22 protein-coding genes are annotated in these 26,320 nt (G+C 41.6%); all 22 read right to left on the bottom strand.

The genetic code is table 11. From position 1 onward, the window contains the following. Positions 1-10 precede the first annotated feature (10 nt). The gene (locus tag DW173_RS16185; protein WP_120144771.1) at positions 11-760 is read right to left on the bottom strand and encodes a hypothetical protein; all 750 of its coding nucleotides are present in this window, start codon (positions 758-760) and stop codon (positions 11-13) included. An 80-nt stretch (positions 761-840) separates the two neighbouring features. After that, positions 841-1,566, bottom strand: a complete 726-nt coding sequence (locus DW173_RS16180) for a DUF5036 family protein (RefSeq protein ID WP_004315401.1) — start codon at positions 1,564-1,566, stop codon at positions 841-843. Positions 1,567-1,592: 26 nt separating this feature from the next. Beyond that, on the bottom strand, positions 1,593-2,180 hold the full coding sequence (locus DW173_RS16175; protein ID WP_008776054.1) for a hypothetical protein: 588 nt from the start codon (positions 2,178-2,180) through the stop codon (positions 1,593-1,595). Between the two features lie 54 nt (positions 2,181-2,234). Then, positions 2,235-3,344, bottom strand: coding sequence for a hypothetical protein (locus DW173_RS16170; RefSeq protein ID WP_004309496.1), 1,110 nt, complete (start codon positions 3,342-3,344; stop codon positions 2,235-2,237). 94 nt (positions 3,345-3,438) lie between these two features. Beyond that, the gene (locus DW173_RS16165; protein WP_004309498.1) at positions 3,439-5,088 is read right to left on the bottom strand and encodes an MAC/perforin domain-containing protein; all 1,650 of its coding nucleotides are present in this window, start codon (positions 5,086-5,088) and stop codon (positions 3,439-3,441) included. Between the two features lie 6 nt (positions 5,089-5,094). Beyond that, positions 5,095-6,435, bottom strand: coding sequence for a hypothetical protein (locus DW173_RS16160; RefSeq protein ID WP_004309501.1), 1,341 nt, complete (start codon positions 6,433-6,435; stop codon positions 5,095-5,097). 55 nt (positions 6,436-6,490) lie between these two features. Further along, positions 6,491-6,859 carry a DUF3244 domain-containing protein gene (locus DW173_RS16155; protein ID WP_004309503.1) on the bottom strand — a complete coding sequence of 123 codons (369 nt, stop codon included), beginning with the start codon at positions 6,857-6,859 and terminating at the stop codon, positions 6,491-6,493. Between the two features lie 160 nt (positions 6,860-7,019). Further along, entirely contained in the window at positions 7,020-8,714 is a 1,695-nt protein-coding gene (locus DW173_RS16150) for a tetratricopeptide repeat protein (RefSeq protein ID WP_120144795.1), read from the bottom strand. Between the two features lie 753 nt (positions 8,715-9,467). Further along, positions 9,468-9,917 carry a GatB/YqeY domain-containing protein gene (locus DW173_RS16145; protein ID WP_004324390.1) on the bottom strand — a complete coding sequence of 150 codons (450 nt, stop codon included), beginning with the start codon at positions 9,915-9,917 and terminating at the stop codon, positions 9,468-9,470. Between the two features lie 86 nt (positions 9,918-10,003). After that, entirely contained in the window at positions 10,004-11,314 is a 1,311-nt protein-coding gene (gene ftsZ / locus DW173_RS16140) for a cell division protein FtsZ (protein ID WP_004309506.1), read from the bottom strand. A gap of 125 nt (positions 11,315-11,439) precedes the next feature. Then, the gene (gene ftsA / locus DW173_RS16135; protein WP_004315397.1) at positions 11,440-12,897 is read right to left on the bottom strand and encodes a cell division protein FtsA; all 1,458 of its coding nucleotides are present in this window, start codon (positions 12,895-12,897) and stop codon (positions 11,440-11,442) included. Between the two features lie 99 nt (positions 12,898-12,996). After that, positions 12,997-13,734, bottom strand: a complete 738-nt coding sequence (locus DW173_RS16130; protein ID WP_004315396.1) for a cell division protein FtsQ/DivIB — start codon at positions 13,732-13,734, stop codon at positions 12,997-12,999. Between the two features lie 75 nt (positions 13,735-13,809). Next, positions 13,810-15,210 carry a UDP-N-acetylmuramate--L-alanine ligase gene (gene murC, locus DW173_RS16125; RefSeq protein ID WP_055235122.1) on the bottom strand — a complete coding sequence of 467 codons (1,401 nt, stop codon included), beginning with the start codon at positions 15,208-15,210 and terminating at the stop codon, positions 13,810-13,812. Between the two features lie 113 nt (positions 15,211-15,323). Continuing rightward, positions 15,324-16,445 carry an undecaprenyldiphospho-muramoylpentapeptide beta-N-acetylglucosaminyltransferase gene (gene murG, locus DW173_RS16120; RefSeq protein ID WP_199722847.1) on the bottom strand — a complete coding sequence of 374 codons (1,122 nt, stop codon included), beginning with the start codon at positions 16,443-16,445 and terminating at the stop codon, positions 15,324-15,326. Positions 16,446-16,530: 85 nt separating this feature from the next. Beyond that, a complete protein-coding gene (locus tag DW173_RS16115) occupies positions 16,531-17,853 on the bottom strand; it encodes an FtsW/RodA/SpoVE family cell cycle protein (protein WP_008024120.1) in 1,323 nt (440 codons plus the stop codon). A gap of 32 nt (positions 17,854-17,885) precedes the next feature. Continuing rightward, the gene (murD, locus tag DW173_RS16110) at positions 17,886-19,220 is read right to left on the bottom strand and encodes a UDP-N-acetylmuramoyl-L-alanine--D-glutamate ligase (RefSeq protein WP_008024121.1); all 1,335 of its coding nucleotides are present in this window, start codon (positions 19,218-19,220) and stop codon (positions 17,886-17,888) included. A 139-nt stretch (positions 19,221-19,359) separates the two neighbouring features. Further along, entirely contained in the window at positions 19,360-20,628 is a 1,269-nt protein-coding gene (locus tag DW173_RS16105; protein ID WP_049701648.1) for a phospho-N-acetylmuramoyl-pentapeptide-transferase, read from the bottom strand. Between the two features lie 89 nt (positions 20,629-20,717). Further along, positions 20,718-22,166: a UDP-N-acetylmuramoyl-L-alanyl-D-glutamate--2,6-diaminopimelate ligase gene (locus DW173_RS16100; RefSeq protein ID WP_120144770.1), complete on the bottom strand. Its 1,449-nt coding sequence runs from the start codon at positions 22,164-22,166 to the stop codon at positions 20,718-20,720. 29 nt (positions 22,167-22,195) lie between these two features. Further along, positions 22,196-24,322, bottom strand: a complete 2,127-nt coding sequence (locus tag DW173_RS16095) for a penicillin-binding protein (RefSeq protein WP_120144769.1) — start codon at positions 24,320-24,322, stop codon at positions 22,196-22,198. Between the two features lie 72 nt (positions 24,323-24,394). Beyond that, positions 24,395-24,754: an FtsL-like putative cell division protein gene (locus DW173_RS16090; protein ID WP_008776046.1), complete on the bottom strand. Its 360-nt coding sequence runs from the start codon at positions 24,752-24,754 to the stop codon at positions 24,395-24,397. A gap of 6 nt (positions 24,755-24,760) precedes the next feature. Then, positions 24,761-25,675 (bottom strand): 16S rRNA (cytosine(1402)-N(4))-methyltransferase RsmH, encoded by a 915-nt coding sequence (rsmH, locus tag DW173_RS16085; RefSeq protein ID WP_008018849.1) that lies wholly within the window; start codon positions 25,673-25,675, stop codon positions 24,761-24,763. After that, positions 25,662-26,132 carry a division/cell wall cluster transcriptional repressor MraZ gene (gene mraZ, locus DW173_RS16080; RefSeq protein WP_004315379.1) on the bottom strand — a complete coding sequence of 157 codons (471 nt, stop codon included), beginning with the start codon at positions 26,130-26,132 and terminating at the stop codon, positions 25,662-25,664. The genes rsmH and mraZ overlap by 14 nt, the downstream gene beginning before the upstream one ends. Positions 26,133-26,320 lie beyond the last annotated feature (188 nt).

The following is a 26,320-nucleotide window of genomic DNA, read 5'->3' as shown; positions in this document are numbered from 1 at the left end:
TTTGTATCGATCAAAATGTAAGCCCTCCTAATTGAATTATTTCATTATCCTTCCAGACATAATTAACTTTTACTTCTGTGATACCGGCATCAGGATATCGTTGCTGATATTCTGATGTTTTGTCACTCTGTAGAATATATCCGTGTGACATTCCTGTAGCAAATTTGAAGCCGAATTTCTCTGTTTTATCGTCATACATTAGGGTTAAAGAGGTAATGTCCCATTCGTATGTACCTTCTTTGAATATCCCCGAATCAGTTTTCATTGTGAACTTTTTGGTTTCTTGATTGAATGTATAAGTGGCACCGATGAATGGCTTTTCTTTTTCTCGTAACTCAATTTCTATCTCTGGAGGGATTTTTAGATCTATTGCTTTTATTATTATTCCCGGAGAACCAGGATGACCTTCGAACGAAATTCCCCAATTGATAATTTCCGAGCTGTTGAAGTATATTACATATACGTAGATCTCACATACTATCTTATTATTGTCAGTATCAATAAGTCGTATCATGGTGCTCCCACTTTTGTATGTAGCGATGCATACGCCCATTACGTCAAGAGTTGCAGTTGCAATTTCTTGATTTTCTGATTCTAACTTATAGTTGTGCTCTGTTAAGTCTGTTTCTATGATGACATGCCTTGTGTCTCCTTCCCATATAGAAACTGATTCCTTTTCAACTTCGTATGGTTGTTCTTCAGAGCAACCATACGAAGTTGCCAGTAATAATACGAATAGTAAAAATCTATCAATTCTCATACTTTTAAATGTTTGTTGCAAATATATGCTAATATGGGTGATAATCCCTTTGTTTTACTGGCTAATAAAGTCTTTATTGCTTATTCCACGTGGACTTCTACGATCGTAAAGACATTGTTTGAACGGATATAAAGGTCAAATGTTCCATAAGGTCCGTTGACAATGTCAGGTGCTTTAGTTAGGGTTATTCTTAATTTGTTATTGGCATATGTTACATTTAATCCTTTTATACCTGCGCTATGTTCTTTCAAGAAAAACTCAATATCTTGGGGTAATGCTAATTCAACCGTTTCACCTATGCGGTAAAGGCTTCCAATATTATACCTATATGCAGGCAGTCCATTATTGTTAGGGAAAACAGATATATATTTTACAATTGCACCGATATTCATGTCACTATTTACTATTTTAGATACAACATAGGCTTGATAATAACTTGTTTCTACTTGAATAGCGTAATTGCCTGACGGAAAATTTATCAGTGTATTTTTATCAAAAATCTGATAAATATGCCCGGGTGTAACCGCCACTTCGTGTGTGAGGTTGGTTAACGAGGGTAGAATATTTGCTCCAACTCCTGCGCCATTTCCTACGTCAGAAATGAAATTTTTAGATGTGATAAAATTATTGGCTTCATTGATGTAAACATTTGATTCACCTAAATAGGTTTTTCCATTGTGCTCATTAAGCATATTGAGTGTGATGGTGTCTGCCGGATCATCTGGTGTGTCATCATCACTACAATTAACGAAACACATAGTACAAAGGGATAATAAGAAAATCCCAACTATTTTCTTTGTATTCATTTTTTAATTTTTAATTTATCAGGAACTTAGTTTGACTTGTTGCTTAGAAATATTTTATCGATATAATAGTCAATACTCTTGGAAGTATTGCGGAATAATAGTTGAAGCTTGTATTTCCCTTTAGGATATTTTTCTTGAGAAGGTAAAAAGAACCTTATTTTGACGCTTTCATGAGAAGGTATTAAATATCCAAGATCATTTTTTACATAATTATCTGGATAAACTAAAGGAATCCATGAATTATTACTTTCTCTATAGTGTAAGAAAGTATTGCTAATATAGATAATTGTATCGTTTGTATTATTAATAATTTCTGTTTTCAAGAATCCGTCTTTTGAGCAGGAGTCTTTTAATAAAAAGCGTACTTTTATATTCTCATTTTCTCTTGTAATAAATTCTTCCCCCTGCATTTGTTTTTCTTCTACAATCGTTTCTCCTGGTTCGATGGAATTAATGAAATGTGATATATCCATTTTATATGAATTAAGAGAGTCGATACTATTTTCATATTCAAGGTTTACAGTGCTTTTAGAATTGCCTGTTTTATTATGACAACTGATTAGCATGAATAAAACAATTCCATTGGTTAGCAAAATCGATATTAATTTGAGCATAAGTTAAGTATGAAATGGATTGGATAAGTTACTTATCCAATCCATTGGTAATTATTAGTTGAAATGAGCATTTAGTTTTGATGCTATATTATCAACCTTAACAAATATAGATGTGAAAGCTGTGCTTCCTTTATGTATACCTATTACTTTTTTACTATCTGTAAGATATACTGGTCCCCCGCTATCTCCGAACGCACTTAAATATGTAGCTTCACCCATATCTGTATAGTATATTCCATCGGCATTTACATTTGCATTGGTACTTGTAATATAACCTTCAGATTGAGCTATAGTCTCTCCTAACTTGGTTACATTATCTCCTGCCCAAATATTATATTCTTCTCCAGTAAGATTTCCATTATTGGGAACGATGGAGAAATTAGTTATACTAATGAATGCTGCATCAACGGAACCACCTTGGATTGAAAAGTCACAACTACCGATTAGTGTGTTATTATAATATGCCGGGTCACCCGTGTTATAAGCATGTCCTGCAGTAACAAAACCGTCAGTGTTAAATCTAGTAGCTCTATATCCCATTGACGCAGTGCCTTTAGGTGTGCCTATAGAACTTCCTGGCGATAATGAGTGGTTTTGAAATTCTCTTGTGCATTGTTTAAATACAATTCCTGAAAAGTTCACTACTTCTGATTTAAACTCTTTTATTTCCATTTCATTAGATTTGTCAAGTTCTACCACGACACAGTTCTCAAAATCATTTAGATAATAGTATCTTATATTCTTGGCAATTTGAGAATCTTTATTACTGCTAATAAATGAAGTTATTTTGGTTAGAACATTATTCAGCTCCGTATAAGAATAATTGCCTTGTGTATATATGACATCATTCTCACCTATTAACCTTATAAGAGTGGCTTTGGTACTTTCTATTTCTCCTTTAAGAAAAACAACAAGTTTACCATTCCCGTTAATATAACTTCCCCCATAATAGTCCGGATAGTCACTAGTACTTAATGAACGAGTTTTTGTCATTCCAAATGATTCTAATAATCTTATACCAGCCTCACGAGCTTTTTCATTGTTTCTTTTTACAATGTTTGGCTGTTCGTTGTTTTCTCTTTGAAGTACATCGTCTGAAGAACATGATGATACGACTAATCCGAAAAACAGCAGAATGGTCAAAGGTAACAATAATTTTTTCATAAGCGGATAATTTGAATTAATAAATGATACGTATTTTACCTCTTCCTTAAAAGGATTGTCTTTTTTATTGGTGAATATCTATTAATGCTCTTCATTACAAACCGAATATTCTATATCGTTGATATAAAGTCGTCATTGAAACAGATTTTACAGGTATGCTGTTTACCCAATCTAAGATTCCGTATGCATCAAGAATATAGTCATCGTCGTAGTATGCAAAACAATATAACGATGTCGGATTGTAGATATACCAAATATTGGTGTTTGTATTTTTAAACTTGTACATTCCAGCCTCATCTACATCGTTTATTGAAAATGATAATGTGGTTTGTAGGATAGGATTTATTACTTTATTCGGATTAGCTTTGATAGCTAGTTTATAATATTTGCTCTTTTCATCTTTTATAGCATTACTTTTTTCGGTAAAGGTTGTGGCAACACTGTTCGCTTTTAATTCTGCATCGGATTGACTTGCTGCACTTGAATTTGAGAAAATGAGCTTATCTCCTTGTCTTGTATTTAGCACAGGTACAATATCATATAATTTCTCTCCCGAGCTACTTTTGCGGACGTATACTTTCATTATTTCTATATACGGTTCTTCAAGTTGTTCTTGGTGCTGAAAATCCATGTGGGTGTCGTTATATCTTTGCTTAAAGTTTTCTTCCAAAATAAAATCCGATATTGGATAGAGCCCACCATCTTGAATGTCAATCATTGTATGTGTTCTTGAATCATTTAATGATTGAAGCCAACTCGTTAAATTAATGGATGTACTTTTAACGTCATAAGGAGGTGTTGCAACATTATAACCATAAGCGCCGCCCAATGTTTTGATAGATACATGTAATTCGGAAAAAGATTTAGTCTCTGTAGAAGAATTGCCATCTTTTGTTCCAACAGAAAAATCTCCTGAAACAGAGTCCTTGTTCCATGAATAAGTTGCGTTTATTGATTTATCCATGTCGCGCTCTTTACTATTGAAATCTGTACTTTGTGTGTCAAGACCATAGTATAAAGCCGATGCCCGCCCACCTGTATAATAGCTTGTTAAGACAAATTCTCCGTAACTTTGAATTAATTCTACCATGGATGAATTATAAAGGGCATCTACAAATAATTCGTCCAAATAATCTGCCGAAATTCTTCTCAATGCACTAGGTGCTGTTTGTAAGGATATCATTCCATTAATAACTTCAACACTAAGTTCTCCGTGTACTGCTTGTTCGGAATTACTTGTGTTATGCTTGAAAATATCGGTTACAGTTTTCTTTCTTCCCAGTTTGAACGGACCAATATTTAGTGAGAATCCGGATTTGACAGTTTTAGTAAACGATGAAGTTGTTTCTAAGCGTTCGAAGCTGGCGTATGACATGGCTTCTGTTGACGTTGTCCTTAACTCTTTGGCAATTATATATGAAGGATATCTTTCAAGTAGCTTTTCCATATTAACAATTGGAAATCTCGCATTTGAAAAGTCCCCGATAATTGATGTTCCGTTTTCTATGGCATAAGAATTTCCAAGAAAATCAGTAGCATCGGTAAATGATGTCCTAGTACTGGGTCTGGGTGCTATCTTTTTAGACCAAACTTTTGGTAGATTCGGGTCACGTTCTTGCAAGATGATTTCTGATGTTGAATCATCCTGATTGTTTAGCGAAGCAGAATCACTTATTTCGTCTTCATTGTTACATGATGCTATAACAAACAATATGATACATGAAAATATAGTAAATTTTCTCATATAGGTCTATTTTTTTAATATGATTGGTGATGATTGACTTGCATTTCTGGTGTTCACTCTTCTTTTTACACTTTGTTGAGTATCCAAGTTTGTCTCTTCTAAATCAACATCGGATATTTCATCTACATGAATCCTTCCGCTCCAACGTCCAGGCAATTTGGCTATTCTAGCATCTTTATCTTTTTCTTTATATTCAATTGTGGCAACATAGTCTACTGATACATCATACTCTTTAAAATAATAGGTCACCGTGAGTTTTGTACGTGGAGAAACTTTGACAGGTTCTATATGCTTTAATGTATTTTCCATTACTCTGCGTACATTGGGCTGGTATTTTGTATCAATTGGTATACTTGCATTAGGAACAAGATCTATTTCTCCTAATGTAACTGTAGGGCGTGCAAATAGCATATCTGAAGCTGGAACCTTAAATGCTATTCCCTTTTCTTCTTTAAAATAGGAGTCCTCTTGTATAGCCTTTTCAAATACGAGGTTCTCTCGTATAAATTGGGATGAAGAGTTTGTTATGGCTCGTTTGATAGAGACATTCTCCCTTTGGGTCACAGTTGCGGAATATGGATTGATAAATTCTAGGCTTTTCAGTGTGAATACAGCATCAGGGGTGATAGTAAATTCCTGTTGGGCTCTTTGTGTATATTGGCTGAAACCAACATTATTAGCTTGTATATCTACCACATAATTGAATACATCCCACCATGAACCACTACTTCCTTGGCCAAGATATAGCTCATTTTGAAGGACATAAGTTCCTGGATTATTAGTAGCAGGTATAATGTCCCAGGAATCCATGGCTCCTGTAGTGGAATTACTGCTCATTGCAAGTAATATTTTTGATTCCGGATTACTAGTGTAATGTCCTACAGCTAGACGAGTTTTCGAGTAGTTTGAATAAATTAAATAGGGTATGCCGGTAATTGATGAGGGAATTTGGACATAGAATTTACCATAAGAGCCAGGATTATATCCCTCATAGGTCACTCTCTGTCCCCAACCAGTACATGATAAATATCCACCTCCAGTGCTAAGTGTGAAGGGTAACTCTCTAATAGCCCACATATTTTCTGAAAAATATTGGCTATAGTTACTTGAAGCTACTGATCGTGTCTTCGCTTTCTTTAGTTCATCTATCCTTTCTTTTAATGCTTTTAGCTCATCTGTCATTTCAGACAATTCATAACTTTCTAATTGAAGGCTATCCGATTCCAATCCTGATAAGTTCAGTTTTTCTGTAGATGACTGGATCTCATTTTCAATCTCACTTTCGCAAGAGTACAATAACAAGGTGATGCAAGGCAGCACCAATAAGAATCTAAAAATGTTTCCCATAATTATTAGTTTTATAGGGTTTATAAAGTTTGATATTTTTATTATTTATCGTTGATTATTCGATTTCAAACTCTCCAATGAAAGTTATGTCTTTTTCTATGTAGAGAAGTTCATAATGACCGACTCTGTAGCCTTTCAAATCAATCTTATAAGTTTTTTGCTCATTAGGAGTTAATATCACATCTTGGAAGATAATATTTCCCAGTTGATCTTTTACTTGGAAAGTAACTTGATCGTCGATGTCTTCAAGAAAACGAACTTCAATAGAGTTTTCGTCTTGGGTGGCTTCTATTGGGATAGAATTTGGTGTTTTTTGGCATTTATGCCATCTTATAATTTTAGTTCTTTGTGTTGATAGATTATTGGCTTCTATTATCATGAATGGAATGCCAATTAATAATAGTAAAATGCTTAGTTTTCTCATATCTTTGATTGTTTTTTGCAAATTTATGGAGATATGAGGGGGAATGCAAATAAAAGAAGTTTTTCAGCGTGGACAAACAGTGCTTGATAATCAGTCGCTTATGATGTTTTGCGTGGACATCCTTTTATGTTGCTGATTATTTCTTCCTAAGAAGAGGATATTAGTGCATGTTTTCAATTAAATAATCATACAATGTAGCATTATTATCTGGTAATATTATATTCAGTTTTTGTCTAAGTCTGAGTCTTTTTTTTCTTACTGAGTCGACTGTAATGTTTAGTAACTTTGCTTCTGTGTTAGTGTCAAACCCTGATATATATAAACAGCAATACCAAAAGTCTTGCTCTGGTAAATCTGGGCATCGACTATATATGTATTTACGTAAATTCGGATAAATATATGTTATTTCATCTGCAATGAGTTTCCATTGCTTGTCTGTTATTAATGGCTTGTTATTTCTGGGCTTATTTTGGTTGGCTAGGTGTATTAGTTCTTTATGTAAAGGTGAATTCTCTAGAATTTTATTTTGCAATTGTTTATAGTTGGTGGTTAGGAGACTTATTTCTTCCTGCATTTCCTCATAGCTCTCATTTTTCTCCTTAAATGTATCTAACAATCTTTTTTTCTTTTCCAGTTCTAAAGAAACATAAAGCAAATCTGTCTTTATTCGGTTCAACTCTTCTTGTTGTCTTTGGATTTTCTCTTTTGCTTTCTTTCGATATAGTAGATATCCTATTATTATTAATAATAGGATTCCAATGCATATAACTAAAACTATAATGTCGCTTTGCTGTTTAATTTTTAATCTATCTACTTCTTTGCTGATCTTTAAATGATTATATTTAGACTCTATGTTCAATATCTTAGATTGGTTATCAGCATATATGATTGAATCAGTTATTTCGACGTATTCTTTCAGATTAGTAAGAGCTTCTTTATAATTCTTTTCTTCATTATAGATTTGGTAGTATAAATATTTAATGCTGTATGTATACTTTGGATTATCTTGTGGTATTTTGGATAGTAGCTCTTTTGCTTTGTTAATAGCCCCCGATGCAATATATAAGTCTATCAGTGCCATATAATCGGGCATTGTTTCTCTTCCTACCAATGCTTTGAGAAAGTATTCTTCAGCTTTATCATATTTATTTTGCATTGCATAAATATTCCCTAAGGCATTGTCTATTGATGCAGTGACTTCGATATTTTTAGTATTACGTGCTACAGAATCAGCTATAGTTAGAATTTTTAAAGCGCGTGATAACGAGTCTATGCATGCATATTCGCGTCCTACATCTCTTAATGCGCAAGCATAGCTATCTGTATTATTTTCTTTTTTGAAGCATTCGGCAGCAGCCTTATATCTTTTGATAGCTTCTGTCCGCATGAATTTCTCTCCATATAAATCGCCTATATAGCTATATGTATATCCGGTGAGGTTATTAAGCTTATTCTTTTCTGCAATATCCAAAGCATTAGTATATATTGACATTGCTTTATCATAATCTCCATCTGCAAAATAAGAGCGACCTAAATAAATCAGAATTTGCACTTGTTCATCAGGACTACCATGCGAGGAATACCAGTCATAAGCCCTCTCTAATTGATAAGTTGGTAGGATGGTGGTGAAAATCTCGTCTGTAATCTTTCCTGATAACATACACCAGCGTGCAAAGGTTTTGTCGTCTAGTTTTTCAGGAGATGATATACCTTTTAGTAGGTTGGATGCACTGTCAGGATTTATGGCAATAACCTTTCCTACTTCATTTAGTAGTCTGTCAGATACGGATTGTTGTTTGTTGCATCCTGATAGTACTAATATAGATGTTATAATTATAGCAATACTCTTTCTCATTTGTCTGTCGTGGTTTAGTTTCATTGTAAAAGTAATCTTTATTTTCTATATTATGCTCTTTTATAGGAAGATTATTTTAGTTCGGGGAAATAATAATTAGTACTGTCTATATCATACATTAAATTAATTTCAAATCTGCTTTTACTTTATTAAGTTCATGTGATCTAATTTGATTATTTCCCAGCTATTAATAGACTCTTTCTTATTTATAGTGGGAAAAGTTCCTTTCTATTAATACTTAAATTACTTTACTATAATTCTAAACTTGTTTTTCATTAATCGCAATCTATAATTGCAAGTTGCAATTATATAAATGAAGCTTTTGATTTTATAAATGAAAGCTTTGTTTATAAAAACAAAAGCTTCATTTAGAGATTGCCTTTAATGTTAGTAATCTTTTCTATTAGTGAAAAGGAAGTTTGGCATCAATAGAGAATAAGTTTATATCTAATAGATTGGAATCAGTCTATTAATCAAAATTCGGCAGAAAGGTATAGTGAATCGGGTGAAACCTATGTGAAAGGCAGCCCTTCACCCGAAATCCCTTTATTCATCGATGTTTCAGAGTGGTGAAGGAGGTGAATGTCATGTTTAACGAAAGTTGCAGATGTGTGTAAGATGAAACATCTTGCACACATCTGCAACAGTATCTTGCACAGGTTTATACTGCTATTAATCAAATAGATAAACTCTGGTTAGTGTAAGATGCAAGATAAAATCGAACACTAAAAGGTTCTGTGGAAGTTCCGGAAGTTATCCCAAAAGCTCTTTTACTTTTGCGGAAATGGCACGTCCTTCTGCAAGTCCTGCCAGCTTCTTGGAGGCAACTCCCATGACCTTACCCATGTCTTTACCGCTCGTAGCACCTGTCTCTGCGATAATTTCCTTCAAAGCAGCTTCCAGTTCTTCGGCACTCATCTGTTTCGGCAGGTATTTTTCCATAACGGCTACCTGACCCAATTCTACGTCAGCCAAGTCCTGACGACCCTGTCCGATATAGATTTCAGCAGAATCTTTTCCTTGTTTTACAAGTTTCTGGATAATCTTTAGAGCTGCGTCATCTGTCAATATATCGTTAGCTCCCGGAGCTGTCTTAGCTTCGAGGAAGAACTTCTTTATATTTCTCAAAGTTTCGAGGGCTACTTTATCTTTCGCCTTCATTGCGTTTTTTATGTCTTCGCTGACTTGATCGAATAAATCCATACTATTATAATTATAAATTGAAGATTAAAAATTAGATCTGAAGCCTGATGCTGTGGGACTATAATTTTCGTTCTTAAGCTCTTTGTTTAGAATGTAATTACGCCGTTATCATCCGTAGCTTCTTCTGTTGCCACTTCTTCTTCCAATGCAGCTTTTGTCCGGATTTTAGTAAGAGTCGTCTTATCACGCATGTACGTGGGAGAATCTTCTACCATGGCGATGATATCGTCGTTGTCCAAATCTTCCGTGTTGAAAAGATAGATGTGACGGCGTTTGCGGAGGCTCTTGCTTCCGATATTGCTGGCGCTTTCTCCGTATGCCTTGCGGATACGTTCTTTGTTCTTCTCTTTCTCTTCTTCCAGTTGCAGTTGACGTTCTTCCTCTTCCTGGCTGCGTGCAGCATGCAGGCTGTCCATTCCGGGGACGTCTTCTACACCGAATCCGGTTGCCAATACGGTGATCTTTACTTTGGTATCCAGTGAGTTGTCGATGGCAACACCCCAGATCACTTCCACTCCTTCGCGGAATTTGCTCATGAACTCGTGTATCTCGTTCATCTCCTCCATCATCAGTTCGGATGACGGGCAGAAAGAAACGTTCAACATAACCTTCTTGGCATTGAAAATATCGTTGTTGTTGAGCAGCGGAGAATGCAGGGCATCGTCGATTGCTTTCGTCACACGATTTTCTCCTTCGCCGAATCCGGTACTCATGATCGCTACTCCGCCATCTTTCAGGATGGTTTTCACATCGGCAAAGTCGAGGTTGACCGTACCACGCATGGTGATAATCTCGGCAATACTCTTGGCAGCGATGGAAAGAGTGTCATCGGCTTTGCCGAAAGCATTCATAAAGGTAAGGTCGGCGTATATTTCGCGCAGGCGTTCGTTGTTGATAACCAATAGGGCATCAACGTGCTGGGCGATACGTTCGACGCCGTCCAGTGCCTGGATGATTTTCTTTTCTCCCTCGAAGATAAAGGGGATGGTGACGATACCGACAGTCAGAATATCCATTTCCTTCGCAATGCGGGCGATGACCGGGGCAGCTCCTGTTCCGGTTCCTCCTCCCATTCCGGCGGTGATGAATACCATCTTGGTGCCGTCGTTCAGTTGTGCCTTGATATCTTCTATACTTTCTTCAGCGGCGTCGCGTGCCCGTTCGGGACGGTTGCCGGCTCCAAGCCCTTGCGTGATGCTACGGCCCAGTTGCAGTTTCACCGGGACAGGTGATTCGGCCAATGCCTGGTTGTCCGTGTTGCAAAGAACGAACGTTACATCATGGATGCCTTCCCGGTACATGTGGTTTACAGCGTTACCACCACCACCACCTACACCAATCACTTTGATGATCTTCGGTGAATCTGTCGGGAAATCGAATTGTACTATCTCGTCCATAATAATATGATTTCTGATTTATGATTTCTGGTTTCTGAACTCTGATTTTTGAATCTTGATTTATAAGTTATGATTTATGATACAGCGCGCAGCCAACTCATAAATCATAATTCATAAATCATAACTCACTTCATATCGTCGTCGGAGAAGATTTCTTTCGTCAACGAGTCGATCTTGCGCTGAATCCAGCTCGGACCGGCTTCTCTTTTCCGTCTTTCTTTCTCTTCCTTTTCCTTTTGCTTGCGAAGTTTTTCCGCTTCTTTAGCAGCTAACTTGGCTTCACGCTCTTCTTCCTCTTTCTTGAGGCGGGCGAGGCGGGCCTGTTCCTTCAGCTCCTGGTCGTCTTCAAATATGTCTGCGGTCCTATGCACTTCCGGCTCCGGTTTGGAGACTGGCGGTACGGGAGCAGCAGCTTGCGGGGCGGTTTCAGTCAGGCAACAGTTTTGGTTCCCTTCAAACAGGAGACCGAACAATGTGTTCTGTGAACCGTCTTTTTTTAGTATATTGTTGGGGGCATGGACCGTATTGCGTGGAAGTTTCGCCATCCGTATCTTTTCTATCTTGCTGCGTTTGCGCAAGGTTTCGTCCAAGTTCTTCAGGTTGGCGGCTCCTCCTGTCAGGATAAGTCCTGCCAGCAGTTTGTCTTCGTAGCCGGATAGCTGAATCTGGTTCCATACGTTGGCAACGATTTCTTCGGCACGGGCTTCGATGATATTATTAAGGTCTGCCACTTTGATGATACGGTTGTCATCCTCCAGTTTGCAGGTAGCTTCTTCCTCTTGTTCGGGATCTTCTTCGTAGAGGGCGTCACCATAGGCTTTTTTCAGGCGTTCGGCTTCTTCCTCCTCCATTTGCAGGGTGGTGATGTCACGCGTGATGCTGTTGCCTCCCAAAGGTAATACGGTGAGGAAGCGGAGAATGTTATTCTTATATACAGAGATGGTAGTCGTATCTGCTCCGAAGTCGATCAGTGCACAACCCGAACGGCGTTCGCTTTCTGTCAGTACGGCATTGGCTGTTACTAGCGGGGCGATCAGTTGGTCGGCAATGTCGATTTTTGCCTGTTGGAAGCAATGCTCCAGATTCTTGCGTACGGAAGCACGGGCAACGATGTTGAGGAAACGTCCTTCGATGTGGCTTCCTACCAGACCTACCGGGTTGGCTTGCAGATTATTGCCCACCTTGTATTCTTGCGGAGCTACGTCCAATATATCCATATCAACCACCGGGATGGCAATGTTCTCATCACCGATAGCGCTTACAAGTTCTTCGGATATGATGGCTTCTTCTTCCAGGTCGCGGCTTACTACATTGCGGACTGTGCGGAGTGATTGTCCGCCGATGCCTACATATACCTTGGCAATTGAGTTTTTCAACTCACCTTCCAGTCTGTTGATGATCGAGGTCAGGCTTTGCGCTGTCTTGTCCAGATTGAAAATAACTCCTTTACGAATAAACGTAGAAGAGTCTTCCTGGGCATACGCTAATACCTGCATACTTCCGTCACTGTTCTTTCTTCCGGCCACACCGGTTATCTTCGATGAACCAAGTTCAATAGCGGCGATAAATTCTGTTGTTGCCATATATATTTATTTACGATTTTACGATTTACAATTTACGATTGAAAAAAGATTGTTCACTCCTCATCTGTCAACTATCAATTATCAACTATCATTTATTATCTATTCTCGTTTGGTGCAGATAATCTGGTTGTTGAATTCGAGATTGATACGCGAATATTTGTTCCAGCCTACCCGGTTGAGTCCTTTCTTGTAGAACTCCTTCAAACGTGCCAGTTTATCTTCAAAGTTTTCCAGTTTTCCGAGATAGACGAGATGGTCTCCCACACGCGGCACCAATTCGATGTTCTGGTCGGGCAACACATGAATCTGTTCTATCTGGGCGTCCCAGAATTTATTATTATGCAAAAATACACCAAACTTATATAAATCCTTCATTGCAAACGACTTTTCTACGTTTCCGGTGACAATTACCCGGTGAGCGACGCATTTTGCATCCGGTGGCATGACGGTTCCTTTGTTGTCAAGGTAGTAATTCTGACCGTTGGAGCTCATCACCCGAAGAATAGGGATACGTTGTGTCACTTCCACGCATACTTTGCCGCTGGGTGTTTTGTAACACTCGGCTTCGTCAATCAACGGATGTTTGCTTAGTTCCCGTTCCAGTGACTTGGTAGAGATGCGCTCCATCTTCTTCCCGATGGGGTAGATCCCTTTGTGCTGAAGGATACCTTTCAGCTCTTCTTTGGTGATGAAGCCGGCGTATGCGGTATCCTTGATAACCAATTCCATGTCACGGCAGGTCTGGTCGGCAGGCTTGCGGTTGAATGCGGTGATAGCTACGGCGAGGTAGGCTATAAGCACCAGCATGACGATGGATAGAAGGATTCTCTTTACCATAGTTTTTTTATTAATGAAGAATTAAGAATGAAGAATGAAGAATTGCTGCGCATCAATACGCTGGATAGAGATTCTTCATTCTTCATTATTCATTCTTAATTTTTTTGTTTCTAATAGTTCCTTTATTTCAGGGACATAGTTGTCAATGTCTCCAGCCCCCAAAGTGATTAATACTTCAATGTTTTTATCTTTCAGAATGTTCAGTATATCTTCCTTTTTGCACATACTTTTTTCAATACCCGGACGGAGATTGTCATAAATCAGTTTGCTGGTGACGCCCGGAATCGGTGCTTCACGTGCTGGATAGATGTCTACCAGAATCACTTCGTCGAGTAGCGACAGGCTATCGGCAAAATCTTGATAGAAGTCGCGGGTGCGGGTGTAGAGATGCGGCTGGAAGATGGCTGTGATCTTCTTGTCCTTGTAAAGTTCGCGCATAGACAACACGCTCTGTTTGATTTCAGAGGGGTGGTGGGCGTAGTCACTCAAAAAGACGATACGGTCGTTCTTGATCTTGAAGTCGAACCGGCGGTCTACTCCGCGGAAACTTGCCATGCCTCTTTTTATTTCTTCATCGGTCACCCCGTTAAGGTGTGCCAATGCCATGGCGGCTACGCCGTTTTCTATGTTGATGCTAACCGGAATTCCCAGTTGAATATCGTTGATACGGGTGTCCGGGGCAACAAAGTCGATGAATATTTCTCCGTTTCCGATGCGGATGTTTTCTGCATGGAAGTCGCCTTCGTCACGTGAGTAAGTATAGACACGAACGCCCGGCTGCACTTTGGGTTGCAGGGAGATGCCTTTGCGGATAATCAGTGCGCCACCCGGTTGGATAAGCGTGGTATAATGCTCGAAACTTTCCAGGTAGGCTTGTTCTGTGCCGTAGATGTCCAAATGATCGGGGTCGGTAGATGTAATTACGGTCATATAGGGCGACAGCCAGTGGAAAGAACGGTCGAACTCATCTGCTTCAATCACCGTGTAAGGGCTTGTTTGAGAGAGTAGCAGGTTGGTGCCGTAGTTCTTCGAGATTCCTCCGAGAAAAGCGGTACATTCCACGTGCGATTGATGGAGCAAATGGGCTGTCATTGTCGATGTGGTTGTTTTTCCGTGAGTACCTGCCACGCACAGACCTTTGCTCGAATGGGTAATTGTTCCCAATACTTGGGCGCGTTTCTGTATTTCGAATCCGTTGTTGCGGAAATAAACGATTTCTTCATGTTCCTGCGGAACGGCGGGCGTGTATATGACTAACGTGCTTTCCTTGTCTTTGCAGGCTTCGGGAATCAGGTCGACGTTTTCTTCATAATGTATTTGTGCACCTTCAGCGATCAGGGTTTCAGTCAATGGAGTAGGGGTACGGTCATATCCGGCCACTACCTTGCCTTTGAAGAGAAAGTAGCGTACAAGTGCACTCATACCGATGCCGCCGGCACCTACGAAATAGACTGATTTTATCGTTTCTATATTCATTTCTTCTGTTTTTTATTTTAGTACGGATTACGTCGTTTGATCCCGGAGCTATACCGCTACTTCAACCTGTGTGCAATCCGATAATCTATTTATCTGTTTTTTGCTTCTGTTTATCAGCTCTTTGCTTCCGCCAGTTTGATAACCTCCTGTGCGATGATTCTCGCAGAATCGGGCAAAGCCAGCTTGGCGATATTCTCTTTCAGTTCTTTCAGTTTCTGTTCGTCATTGACGGTGGATAATGCTACATCCATCAAGGTTGTTTCTGCTTCACTGTCTTTGACGTAGATAGCTGCCTGCTTATTCACCAATGCTAAGGCATTCTTAGTCTGATGGTCTTCCGCTACATTGGGCGAAGGCACTAAAATAACAGGTTTATGTAACAGGCAGAACTCTGAAATGGAACCTGCCCCCGCACGGGAAATCACAAGATCGGCTGCTGCGTATGCGGCTGCCATGTCTTTGATGAAATCCGTTACATATAAGTTCGGAAGTGCGCCTGCAGCTTTCACGGCTTCTTTCACTTGCGGGTAGTAGTATTTGCCCGTTTGCCAGATGAATTGCACGTCCGTGTTTTCTTTGATGGTTGCCAGTCCGGCTGTCAGCGTATTGTTGATGGTACGTGCACCCAGGCTGCCGCCTACAATCAGAATCGTTTTTTTGCCGGGCTGTAAGTTGAAGGAGCGCAATGCTTCTTCTTTAGACGGCATATCCTTTGTCAGGTTTTGGCGGACAGGATTCCCCGTCATAATAATCTTGTCGGCAGGGAAGAACTTTTCCATTCCGTCATAAGCTACACAAATCACTTTTGCTTTCTGTGCCAGGAGCTTATTGGTCACTCCGGCATAAGAGTTTTGTTCCTGGATTAATGTCGGTACTCCCATCATTCCGGCAGTCTTCAATGTAGGTCCGCTTGCATATCCGCCTACGCCTACCGCCACTTGTGGGCGGAAGTCCTTGATAACTTTGCGTGCTTTCCACTGGCTGCGCATCAGTTTAATCAATACAGATACATTTTTCCATAAACGTTTGCGGTCGAATCCGGCAATCGGAAGCCCGATAATACGGTAGCCTGCATCGGGAACCCGTTGCATTTCCATACGTCCTTCAGCACCTACAAAGAGAATTTCTGCGTCGGGGCGTAGCTCTATTATAGCGTTTGCGATAGAGACGGCAGGAAAGATATGTCCTCCTGTTCCTCCACCACTGATAATAATTCTAAGTTCTTTTTCTATCATAATGTTTTTCTTCTGTCCTTTCTCAACGTTTACTGTTCACCACTCACCGTTCACTACTCACCGTTCATCATTTATCGTTCATCACTTACCGTTTATCAATATCATGCTCGTCTTCAAACTTGGCATCGCTGTTCAGAATCTGTGCTGTCGGTTCGGCGGCAGTCTGTGCCTCGGAACTTGCAGCTGCATCTGCCTCTAATTGCAGTTGGATCTGTGCATCGTGCGCTTTTTGTTCTTCCAGATGGGCGGTATATCGGCTTACACTTAATATCATACCGATATAAGCGCAGTTGATTAACGTACTTGTACCTCCTTTGCTGACCAAAGGCAGGGGCTGGCCGGTGACGGGGAATAATCCGACGGCAACCATCATATTCAGTATTGCTTGCGATACCAGTAGCAACGCAATGCCCATAACGAGAAAGGCGGGGAAGGTTCGCTCGCATTTCTGGGCGATTCGTCCGGCTCGCATCAGCAGCCATAGATAGAGGAACACCACAAATATTCCTCCGATCAATCCCATTTCTTCAATCACAATCGCAAAGATAAAATCGGAGAATGCCTGACTAAGGAAGTCACGTTGTATCGAGTTTCCCGGACCTTTGCCGACTACGTGGCTGGTAGCAATGGCGATGCGTGCATGCGCCACCTGTGCATCTTTATCAATATCAAATTTGGCAGCCGGCACTTCCTCCTTCTCAAAGAAGCCGGAAACACGATTCTGCCACGTTTCGAAACGGTGAAGTCCCGGAGTGTTATGCAGTGTTTTAGCGGGAATAGCCATCAGTATACCTACGGCAACACCGCCCACAAGTGCCAATATCCCCAACATTCCGAATAGCTTTTTTGCTGACACCCGGCCGATAAACATCATCATGCATACTACTCCGAAAAGCAGCATTGCTGTCGAAAGGTTTTCCGGTGCGATAAGCAGGAATACCAGTCCGGTGAGGATCATGATATATTTGAAGGCATTCGGGTTGGCTCCGTATTCGTCCTGCCTTTTGGACAGGATGAATGAGACGGCAATGATAACCGCCATCTTTGCCAATTCCGAAGGCTGGAACTGTAATCCCATAAAGGTCATCCAACGGGCTGCCCCGTTGACACGGTCCCCTGTGATGATACCCATCAGCGTGACAAATGCCAATAGAACCAGGGAAATCGGATACAAAAAGACCGGAAATACCTGGAACCATTTGTAGGGAACATTATGCAGAAACACTACTACCACAGCACCTACCATCAGGATGATGGAGTGTTGTGTAATCGGTCCCCAATGGTCGCCACTTTTGTAAGTCAGTGTCGACGCTGCCGAGAACACCTCGATAATAGAGATGAGGCAGAGACAGAGGAAGATAATCCAGATTACCTTGTCACCTTTGAATATGTTCTTTAATAAATCCAATCTTGTAGCAATTAAAAATTAATAATTAGAAATTAAAGGGCGCGGACACATTCCTTAAACTGGTCGCCACGGTCTTCATAGCTCTTGAAGAGGTCGAAAGAGGCGCAGCAAGGGCTCAATAATACTGTTTCACCTTTCTTTGCCAGTTTGTAGGCAGCTTCTACGGCATCCTTCATTCCGGTTTGTACGTCTGCTACGGGCAGGCCGAAACGGTCGAAGAATTCGTGAAGTTTTTCGTTGTGAAGTCCCAGGTATACCAGTGCCGAACACTTTTCGCGTACCAGGTCTTCAATTTCAGTATAGTCGTTGCCTTTATCTTTACCACCGAGGATCAATACCGTTTTGGTAGTCATGCTTTGCAGGGCATACCAGCAGGAGTTGACATTCGTTGCTTTAGAGTCGTTGATAAAATCAATTCCGCGGACACGTGCCACCTTTTCCAACCGATGCTCTACTCCCTTGAAATCGGAGAGGGCTTTACGGATGTTTTCTTTGGCGATGCCGGCAAGGTTTGCCGAGATACCGGCAGCTAAAGAGTTATATAGGTTATGTTGCCCTGTCAGAGCCAGTTCTTCCTGCTCCATATTGAAAGCAATCGGTTCGGTGATTTTCACTTCGTGGTCTTCTACGTATGCGATTGCTCCGTCTTCTTTTACAGCGGCAAAAGGATACAGGTGAGCTTTCAGACCATGTTTCGCCAGTTCTTGTCTGATGATCGGGTCGTCATTCCAGAAGATGAAAGCATCGTCCGGAGTTTGGTTTTGGGTAATGCGGAATTTAGCGTCGATGTAATTCTGCATACAGTGGTCGTAGCGATCAAGATGGTCCGGAGTGATGTTCATCAATACGGCGATGTTCGCACGGAAGTTATACATATTATCCAGCTGGAAAGAGCTAAGTTCGATAATATAATAATCATGGTAATCTTCGGCTACCTGCAAAGCAAGACTTTTGCCGATGTTGCCTGCCAAACCTACGTTCAGACCTGCGCTTTTGAAAATGTGGTAGATCAGGGAAGTTGTTGTAGTCTTTCCGTTAGAACCTGTAATACAGATCATTTTGGCATCAGTATAGCGTCCGGCAAACTCAATCTCGGAGATCACCGGTGTGCCTTGAGCTTTCAGTTTCAGGATGATTGGGGCATCATTCGGGATACCGGGGCTTTTGATAACCTCGTCGGCATTCAGAATGAGCTCTTCGGTATGGTGTCCTTCTTCCCAGGCAATATGATGGCTGTCGAGAAGTTCCTTATATTTGTCCTTGATGGCGGACATGTCCGAAACAAACGTCTCAAATCCTTTTACTTTTGCGAGTACGGCTGCACCTGCGCCGCTTTCGCCAGCTCCTAAAATTACAATTCTTTTCATCTACAATAATGTGCTCCTGTTTTCAAATATGCTGAATTGCTTATTAGTTGCGCACATCCTTTAAAAGTTAATAATCGGGTTGATACTCTCTATAAAAACTTGGCTTCCGAATGGAAACCCGGCTCCGGCACCTTGCCGGTTATCTTATTTTTAATGTTATAATTGTTATAGCCGCCAATACAATCGTTACAATCCAGAAACGGACGGTAATCTTTGATTCGTGGAACAGCTGGTCGGGCTTGGTGAATTTCACCGTACAGCCCGGTTCAATCAGGCTCATCGAAGTACGGAAATGATCGTGAATCGGTGTGCGCTTGAACAAACGTTGCTTTACACCTTTCCGCTTTCCTGCCTTATAATAAGCCCGTTGCAGGATTACCGACAGATTCTCTACCAGGAATACACCGCAAAGAATCGGTATCAGCAACTCTTTGTGAATGATGATGGCGAACACTGCGATGATACCGCCAATGGTGAGGCTGCCTGTGTCTCCCATAAATACTTGTGCCGGATAAGCATTGTACCATAAGAAACCGATAAGCGCACCGATGAAGGCACAGATATAGATTACCAGTTCTTCCGAACCCGGAATATACATGATGTTCAGATAGCCTGCGAATTCGATATGCGACGATACATACGCCAATATCCCCAGCGTTGCGCCGATAATGGCCGAGTTTCCGGCCGCCATTCCGTCCATACCGTCATTCAGGTTGGCACCGTTTGATACGGCGGTAACCACGATGATTGTAACGATGACAAACAAAATCCATCCGGCTGTTTGCGCATGCTCGCCCATGAAAGAAACCAAATCGGCATAATCAAGGTTATTGCTCTTGAAAAAAGGAATCGTTGTCTGGGTCGATTTCAAATCATTGGTTCCGTGTATCACTTCCATCTCCTGTCCCGGATTATGAACTTCGATATTCTCACGGATCACTACGTCCGGACTTAGATACAAAGTCATTCCGACAATTAAACCCAAGCCGACCTGACCGATAATCTTGAACTTACCATGCAAACCTTCTTTGTCTTTTTTAAAGATCTTGATATAGTCGTCTGCAAAGCCGAGCGATCCCAACCATACGGTGGTTATCAGCATCAATATCATATATATATTATGCAGTTTGCCTAACAACAGACAAGGAATCAGGATGGCTACAATGATGATAACACCTCCCATGCTCGGCACGCCTACTTTGTTGACGCCGAACGGGTCCGTTTTAGCATCACGCTGCGTTTCTGTGATTTGTTTCCTTTTGAGTAGGTTGATGAACTTGTCTCCCCAGATACTTGAAATAAGTAACGCGAGGATCACCGCCATCAAAGCACGGAATGAAGTATATCCGAACATTCCCGCTCCTGGAAAATTGAGCTTATGTAGCCATTCAAATAGATAATATAACATAAATAATTTGCCAATTTATTGATGTGTTGCTATGTCGCTTCTGCCGGATGAATACCGGAGCCAGTCGGCATATTAGCACAATCTATTCATTATTTAAAAATTTCTTTGAGTACTTCTTTATCGTCAAAATGATGTTTTACTCCTTTTATCTCCTGGTAATTCTCGTGTCCTTTTCCGGCAACGAGGATTACATCTCCTTTTTCTGCCAGCATGCAAGCCGTGCGAATCGCTTCTTTACGGTCGGCAATGCTGACCGTTTTCTTCATATCCTCCGCATCCAGTCCGGCAAGCATATCGTTGATGATGTCTTGCGGCTCTTCGAAGCGCGGATTGTCTGAAGTGATGATGACGCGGTCACTGGCTTTAGCAGCTTCCTTTGCCATGATGGGACGTTTGCCCTTGTCACGGTTGCCACCGGCACCCACTACTGTAATCACTTTTCCTTTTCCTTCAAGTACTCCATGTATGGCATTCAATACATTAATAAGAGCATCCGGAGTATGCGCATAATCTACAATCGCTGTAACTCCCTGTGGAGAACGGACCGCATCGAAACGTCCGGCTACCGGATGAAGCGTACTAAGAGCCACAAGCACCTCTTCTTCTTTCTTGCCCAACAGAACGGCTGCCCCGAATACTGCCAGCAAATTGGAAGCATTGAACTTACCGATAAACTGAACTGCCAACTCATGGTTGTTGAAGTCGAGCAACATTCCTTCAAAATGAGACTCCAATACCCGCCCTTTAAAGTCACAAAGGCTTCTTAATGAATAAGTATAGACTTTAGAACGTGTATTCTGTGTCATCACCAGTCCATTCTTATCGTCCAGATTAGTCAGGCTGAATGCGCTTTTCGGCAGATCGTCAAAGAACTTCTTCTTTGCTTTCAGATAATTCTCTACTGTTTTATGATAGTCGAGATGGTCGCGGGTCAGATTGGTAAAGATCCCTCCTGCAAACTTTAATCCACTGATACGTTTCTGTGCAATGGAGTGTGAACTGACTTCCATGAAAACATATTTGCATCCTTCATCCGCCATTCGTCCCAATAGACGGTTCAACGTGATAGGGTCGGGTGTGGTATGCTCTGTCGGGATCGGTTCATCGTCGATATAATTGCAAACGGTAGAAATCAATCCTACCTTATATCCGAAATAACGGAATGTATTATATAATAAGGTGGCGATTGTTGTTTTTCCGTTCGTTCCGGTAACGCCAACCAGTTCCATCTTGGAAGTGGGGTCGCCGTAGAAAGTAGTAGCAATCTTTCCTACTGCATCTTCACTGTCTTTGACTTGTATATAAGTGATCCCCGCAACAGGTTCTTCCGGCATATCCTCGCAGAGGATAGCAGTCGCTCCTTTCGCTATGGCAGCAGGTATGTAGGCGTGGCCGTCGGCTTGTGTGCCGCGCATTGCCATGAACAGTTGGCCGGCTTCCACTAGACGGGAATCAATATTGACTCCGGTGATTTCTATGTCTGAATCTCCGGCTACCTCTACCGGTTGGATCGCTTTCAGTAACTCCTTTAATAACATCACTCTATTTAATTTTTAATCTTTAATTTTTACTTTAGCGTCAGCGTCACCGTCTGTCCCTTCTTTACGATGGTTCCATTGGCTATCGACTGGCTTTTCACTTTGCCTACCCCGACCAGATTGACTTTCAATCCTTTGCTTTCCAACAAGTATACGGCGTCTTTCGCTCCCATACCTATCACGCTCGGCACAAAGTTCTGCATATTGCTCCGGCTTTCAAGAACCACAGCTTGCGGAGCAACGTGCGTATTCCCCCACACTTCTTTTCCTGAATCGGCAACTTTACCTTGTATATTAATCTCCAGCTCCTCCAATACCCGTTGCGCTTCGCGCATCTCTCCGGCTTTTACATTCGGAATGACTACGGAATTGGTGTCAATTGCATTGGTAAGCGGCAACCGCAGGTCTTTGGCATACACTCTTTCTGCAATCTTGCTGAATACACTACCTGCCATCAAACCTCCCGAAGCCGGCAAGCCCGGTTTCTGGATAGAGACAATCATACTATATTTAGGTGCCTCTGACGGAAAATATCCGCAGAAACTAACCAGGTAATTCGTTCTTCCCGTTTTGTATCCGGCTGCCCCCTGTGAAATCTGCGCCGTTCCCGTTTTGCCTGAAACGTGGAACTGCTTACTCCCTGCCGGCTTGGCAAGTCCTTCACCGACCACTTTCCGAAGTATTTCACGAATCTGTGCCAAAGTCTTATCCGAACAAATCTTAGGATTGATAACCTCTGTCGGATATTCTTTCACGACTTCCCCGTCTTTTACGGCAGCTTTGACAAATTTCGGACGTACACTGACTCCATTATTGGCTATTCCGTTGTAGAACGTCAGAATATTGATTGGTGGAACCTGTGTCTCATATCCGATACTCATCCACGGCAAAGTGGTCTTTGCAAAATAACGTTCTTTCGGACCACGGATATTCGGCTTCCCTTCTCCTGAAATCTGTAGGTGGAGCGGTTGGTCGATACTCATCCGTTTTAACCCGTCTACGAATTTCTGTGGATTGCTACCATAGAAATGATCTATAATATAAGAGGTACCGACGTTGGACGATACTCCCAGAATTTCTGTAACAGTCAACTTCCCATATCCTCCACGGTGCCAGTTGTGGTCTTTCATGACACGTCCGTACATCGGCATCTGTCCGTTGCCGGTGTCTACCACATAGTCCGGAGTAATCTTACCGTCTTCGAGAGCTACCATAATGGAGGCCGTCTTGAAAGTAGAACCCGGCTCAAGCATATCACTGATAGCATTATTACGCATTTCGTAATACTCGCCGTCCTTACCTTGCATCATGTTGACGATTGCTTTCACTTCTCCGGTAGCTACTTCCATCAATACCACCACGCCTACGCTGGCATTCAGCTCTTTCAGCTTGTCTACCAATGCTTTCTCGCAGATATCCTGCATGCCTACGTCGATGGTACTAATCAAATCGCAACCGTCAACCGGCGGCACATCGACAATGTTCAGGTATTTGTTCATCACTTTTTGGCGGTGCGTCAGTCCGTCCCGTCCTTTCAGGATAGTGTCGAAAGCAAGCTCGATACCATTTCTGGCTCCTTTGGCTGTATCTGCATACACATCTCCCAGCGTACGGGCAGCCAGTGAACCGAAAGGCTTCTTGCGCTGATTGTATGCTAATTCTTTAAATCCGCCTTTATACCGGTTCAAACAGAAGACGGGCAGTCTCTTTACCTCTTTATATTGTATATAGGAAATACGTTTCGGATAAATCAGATAATTACGGCTTTTTGCCTGGCGTCCTTTCTTGAGATGTGCTTTGAATTGGGCTGCACTCCTGTCCGGGAATATCTTGTGAAGTCCGATACAGATCGAGTCCATATTGGCATTAAGGATGGAATCCCGGCGTGCCTGATCTTTCTGCCTGCGTTTTTCGTCCTTTTCACCGGACATAAAGTCCATATAGATCCTGTATTCGGGTAGCGAACTGGCCATCAGTTTACCGTCAGAAGAAATAATGTTTCCACGATTAGGTTTCACCGTCACATTCTCTTTTACGAAACGATCAGCCACATCCTGCCAGTATTGTCGTTCGGCAAACATGGTGATGCCTGCTTTTACAACAATAGCTATTCCTATCAACGCCATCAACAGGATGACGAAGAAGTAACGGGTCATTATGTTCTTTTTATTAACTGCCACAGTATTTGTCTTTTAAAAACTCTCAATTCTCAACTCTCCACTCTCCACTTATTTAATAAGGTAAGGAGGATGGGTTGATGTTTGCAAATCGCTTTCCTTGTTTGATATATAATCTTCAATGCGCGACTGGCGGCTCTTCTCCATCAGTTCCGAGCTGCGCGTCAGTGCGTCGTATTTAATGTCTATCAATTCCTTTTTCAGCCGGTCTATCTCAATCTGTTGTTGTTGACTGGCATAACGATTGTGAATGTAGAAGATGATGAATACCATGATAAGTACCAGCAACTTCGTTTGACGGCGGAAAAAATCGGTAGCCAGAATGTCTCCACCCAGAATACTCTTCAGCGAAGTGCGGTTTTTCTTCTTGCCTTCTTCTGTTTTCTTATTTACTACTTCTTCTTCTTCCATATCTTTTTATTTCTTTTCTGCAATTCGTAATTTGGCACTTCTCGACCGTGGGTTCCGTTCTATTTCTGCCTCGTCGGGGACGATTACCTTATTATTGACAAGGCGGAAAGGCGTTTGTAGATTTCCGAAGAAGTCGGATTCTGCTTTTCCTTCTACGTTGCCCGTCTTCATGATGTTTTTCACCATGCGGTCTTCCAACGAATGATAAGTGATTACCACCAGTCTGCCGCCCGGCTTTAATGCTTCCGTAGCTGCCAGCAACATCTCTTTCAGCGCTTCCATCTCTTGATTTACTTCGATCCGCAGTGCCTGGAACACTTTTGCCAGCTCTTTCTTTTCGCGTTCACGACCGAAAAGCGGTTTGATGATTTCCAGAAACTCACCGATAGTCCGGATGTACTGCCCACTTCTGGCTTTAACGATGACCGAAGCCAGTTTGCGGCTATTCTTCAGCTCTCCGTACAGGTAGAGGAGGTTTGCAAGACGTTCTTCCTCGTAAGTATTCACGATGTCTGCTGCCGTAATTCCGGCACGCTTGTTCATACGCATATCCAGCGCTCCGTCGAAACGGAAAGAAAAGCCGCGTTCGCTATCATCGAAATGATGGGACGATACGCCGAGGTCGGCCAGGATTGCATCTACCTGCTCGATGTCGTGATAACGCAGGAAATTTTGCAGATAACGGAAGTTGCTGCGCACGAAGATGAAGTGAGGATCGTTGACAATGTTCCGTTCAGCGTCCTCGTCCTGGTCGAATCCCAATAAACGTCCGCCTTCTCCGAGTCGTGAAAGTATCTCGCGCGAATGTCCCGCTCCTCCGAATGTAACGTCTACATACGTTCCGTCCGGTTGGATATTCATCCCGTCAACGCTCTCTTTCAGCAATACAGGTACATGGTATGTCAATTCATCTTTCTCCATCTTGTCTATTATCATCGTTCATAATTTCTTCTAATGCTGCACCGAACTCTTCAGGCGACATGAAAGGCTGTTCTGCCCGCTCTTTCGCCCAGATCTCTATCTTATTGTCGATGCCGATAAAACGTATATCTCCATGAATGCTGCAAATCTGCAAATATCGTTTGGGGATTAATATACGTCCGTTGCTGTCAGGTGTCACCACTTCAACGTCGCTCACAAACTGTCTGAAAATGAGTTGGTGTTTGCTGTTCCATTTGTTCAGCCTGCTGCGAAGCTCGTTCAACTCCTCGTTCCACACGCTCTCGGGGTACAGGGTCAAACAGTCCTGAAATACGTCTTTACGCATAATAAGCCTCTCTTCGGAAGCTGCTTGTAGTTGCTTCCTGAAGGTAGCGGGTATGAACACCCTTCCTTTGGCGTCCGCCCTGGCTTCAATATTTCCTAAAAAACGTATCATTACCTTATTATAATAAGCGACCGTAAAAGTATGAAATTCCCCACAATTCCCCACAACTTTCCATAAAAAACTTTCAGAGAAGTTTTCAACAGAATGTTAAATGTCTATTTGCTTGAAAATGATGCGGCTTTGAGAGTAGTCTGCTGGTGGGGGAGTTATGGCAGTAAAACGGAAAAAAATGTCTGTAT

Origin of the sequence: Bacteroides sp. AM16-13, from assembly GCF_003602705.1 — a bacterium.
Taxonomy (GTDB): Bacteria; Bacteroidota; Bacteroidia; order Bacteroidales; family Bacteroidaceae; genus Bacteroides; species Bacteroides xylanisolvens.
This window is presented reverse-complemented; position numbering and strand designations above follow the sequence as displayed.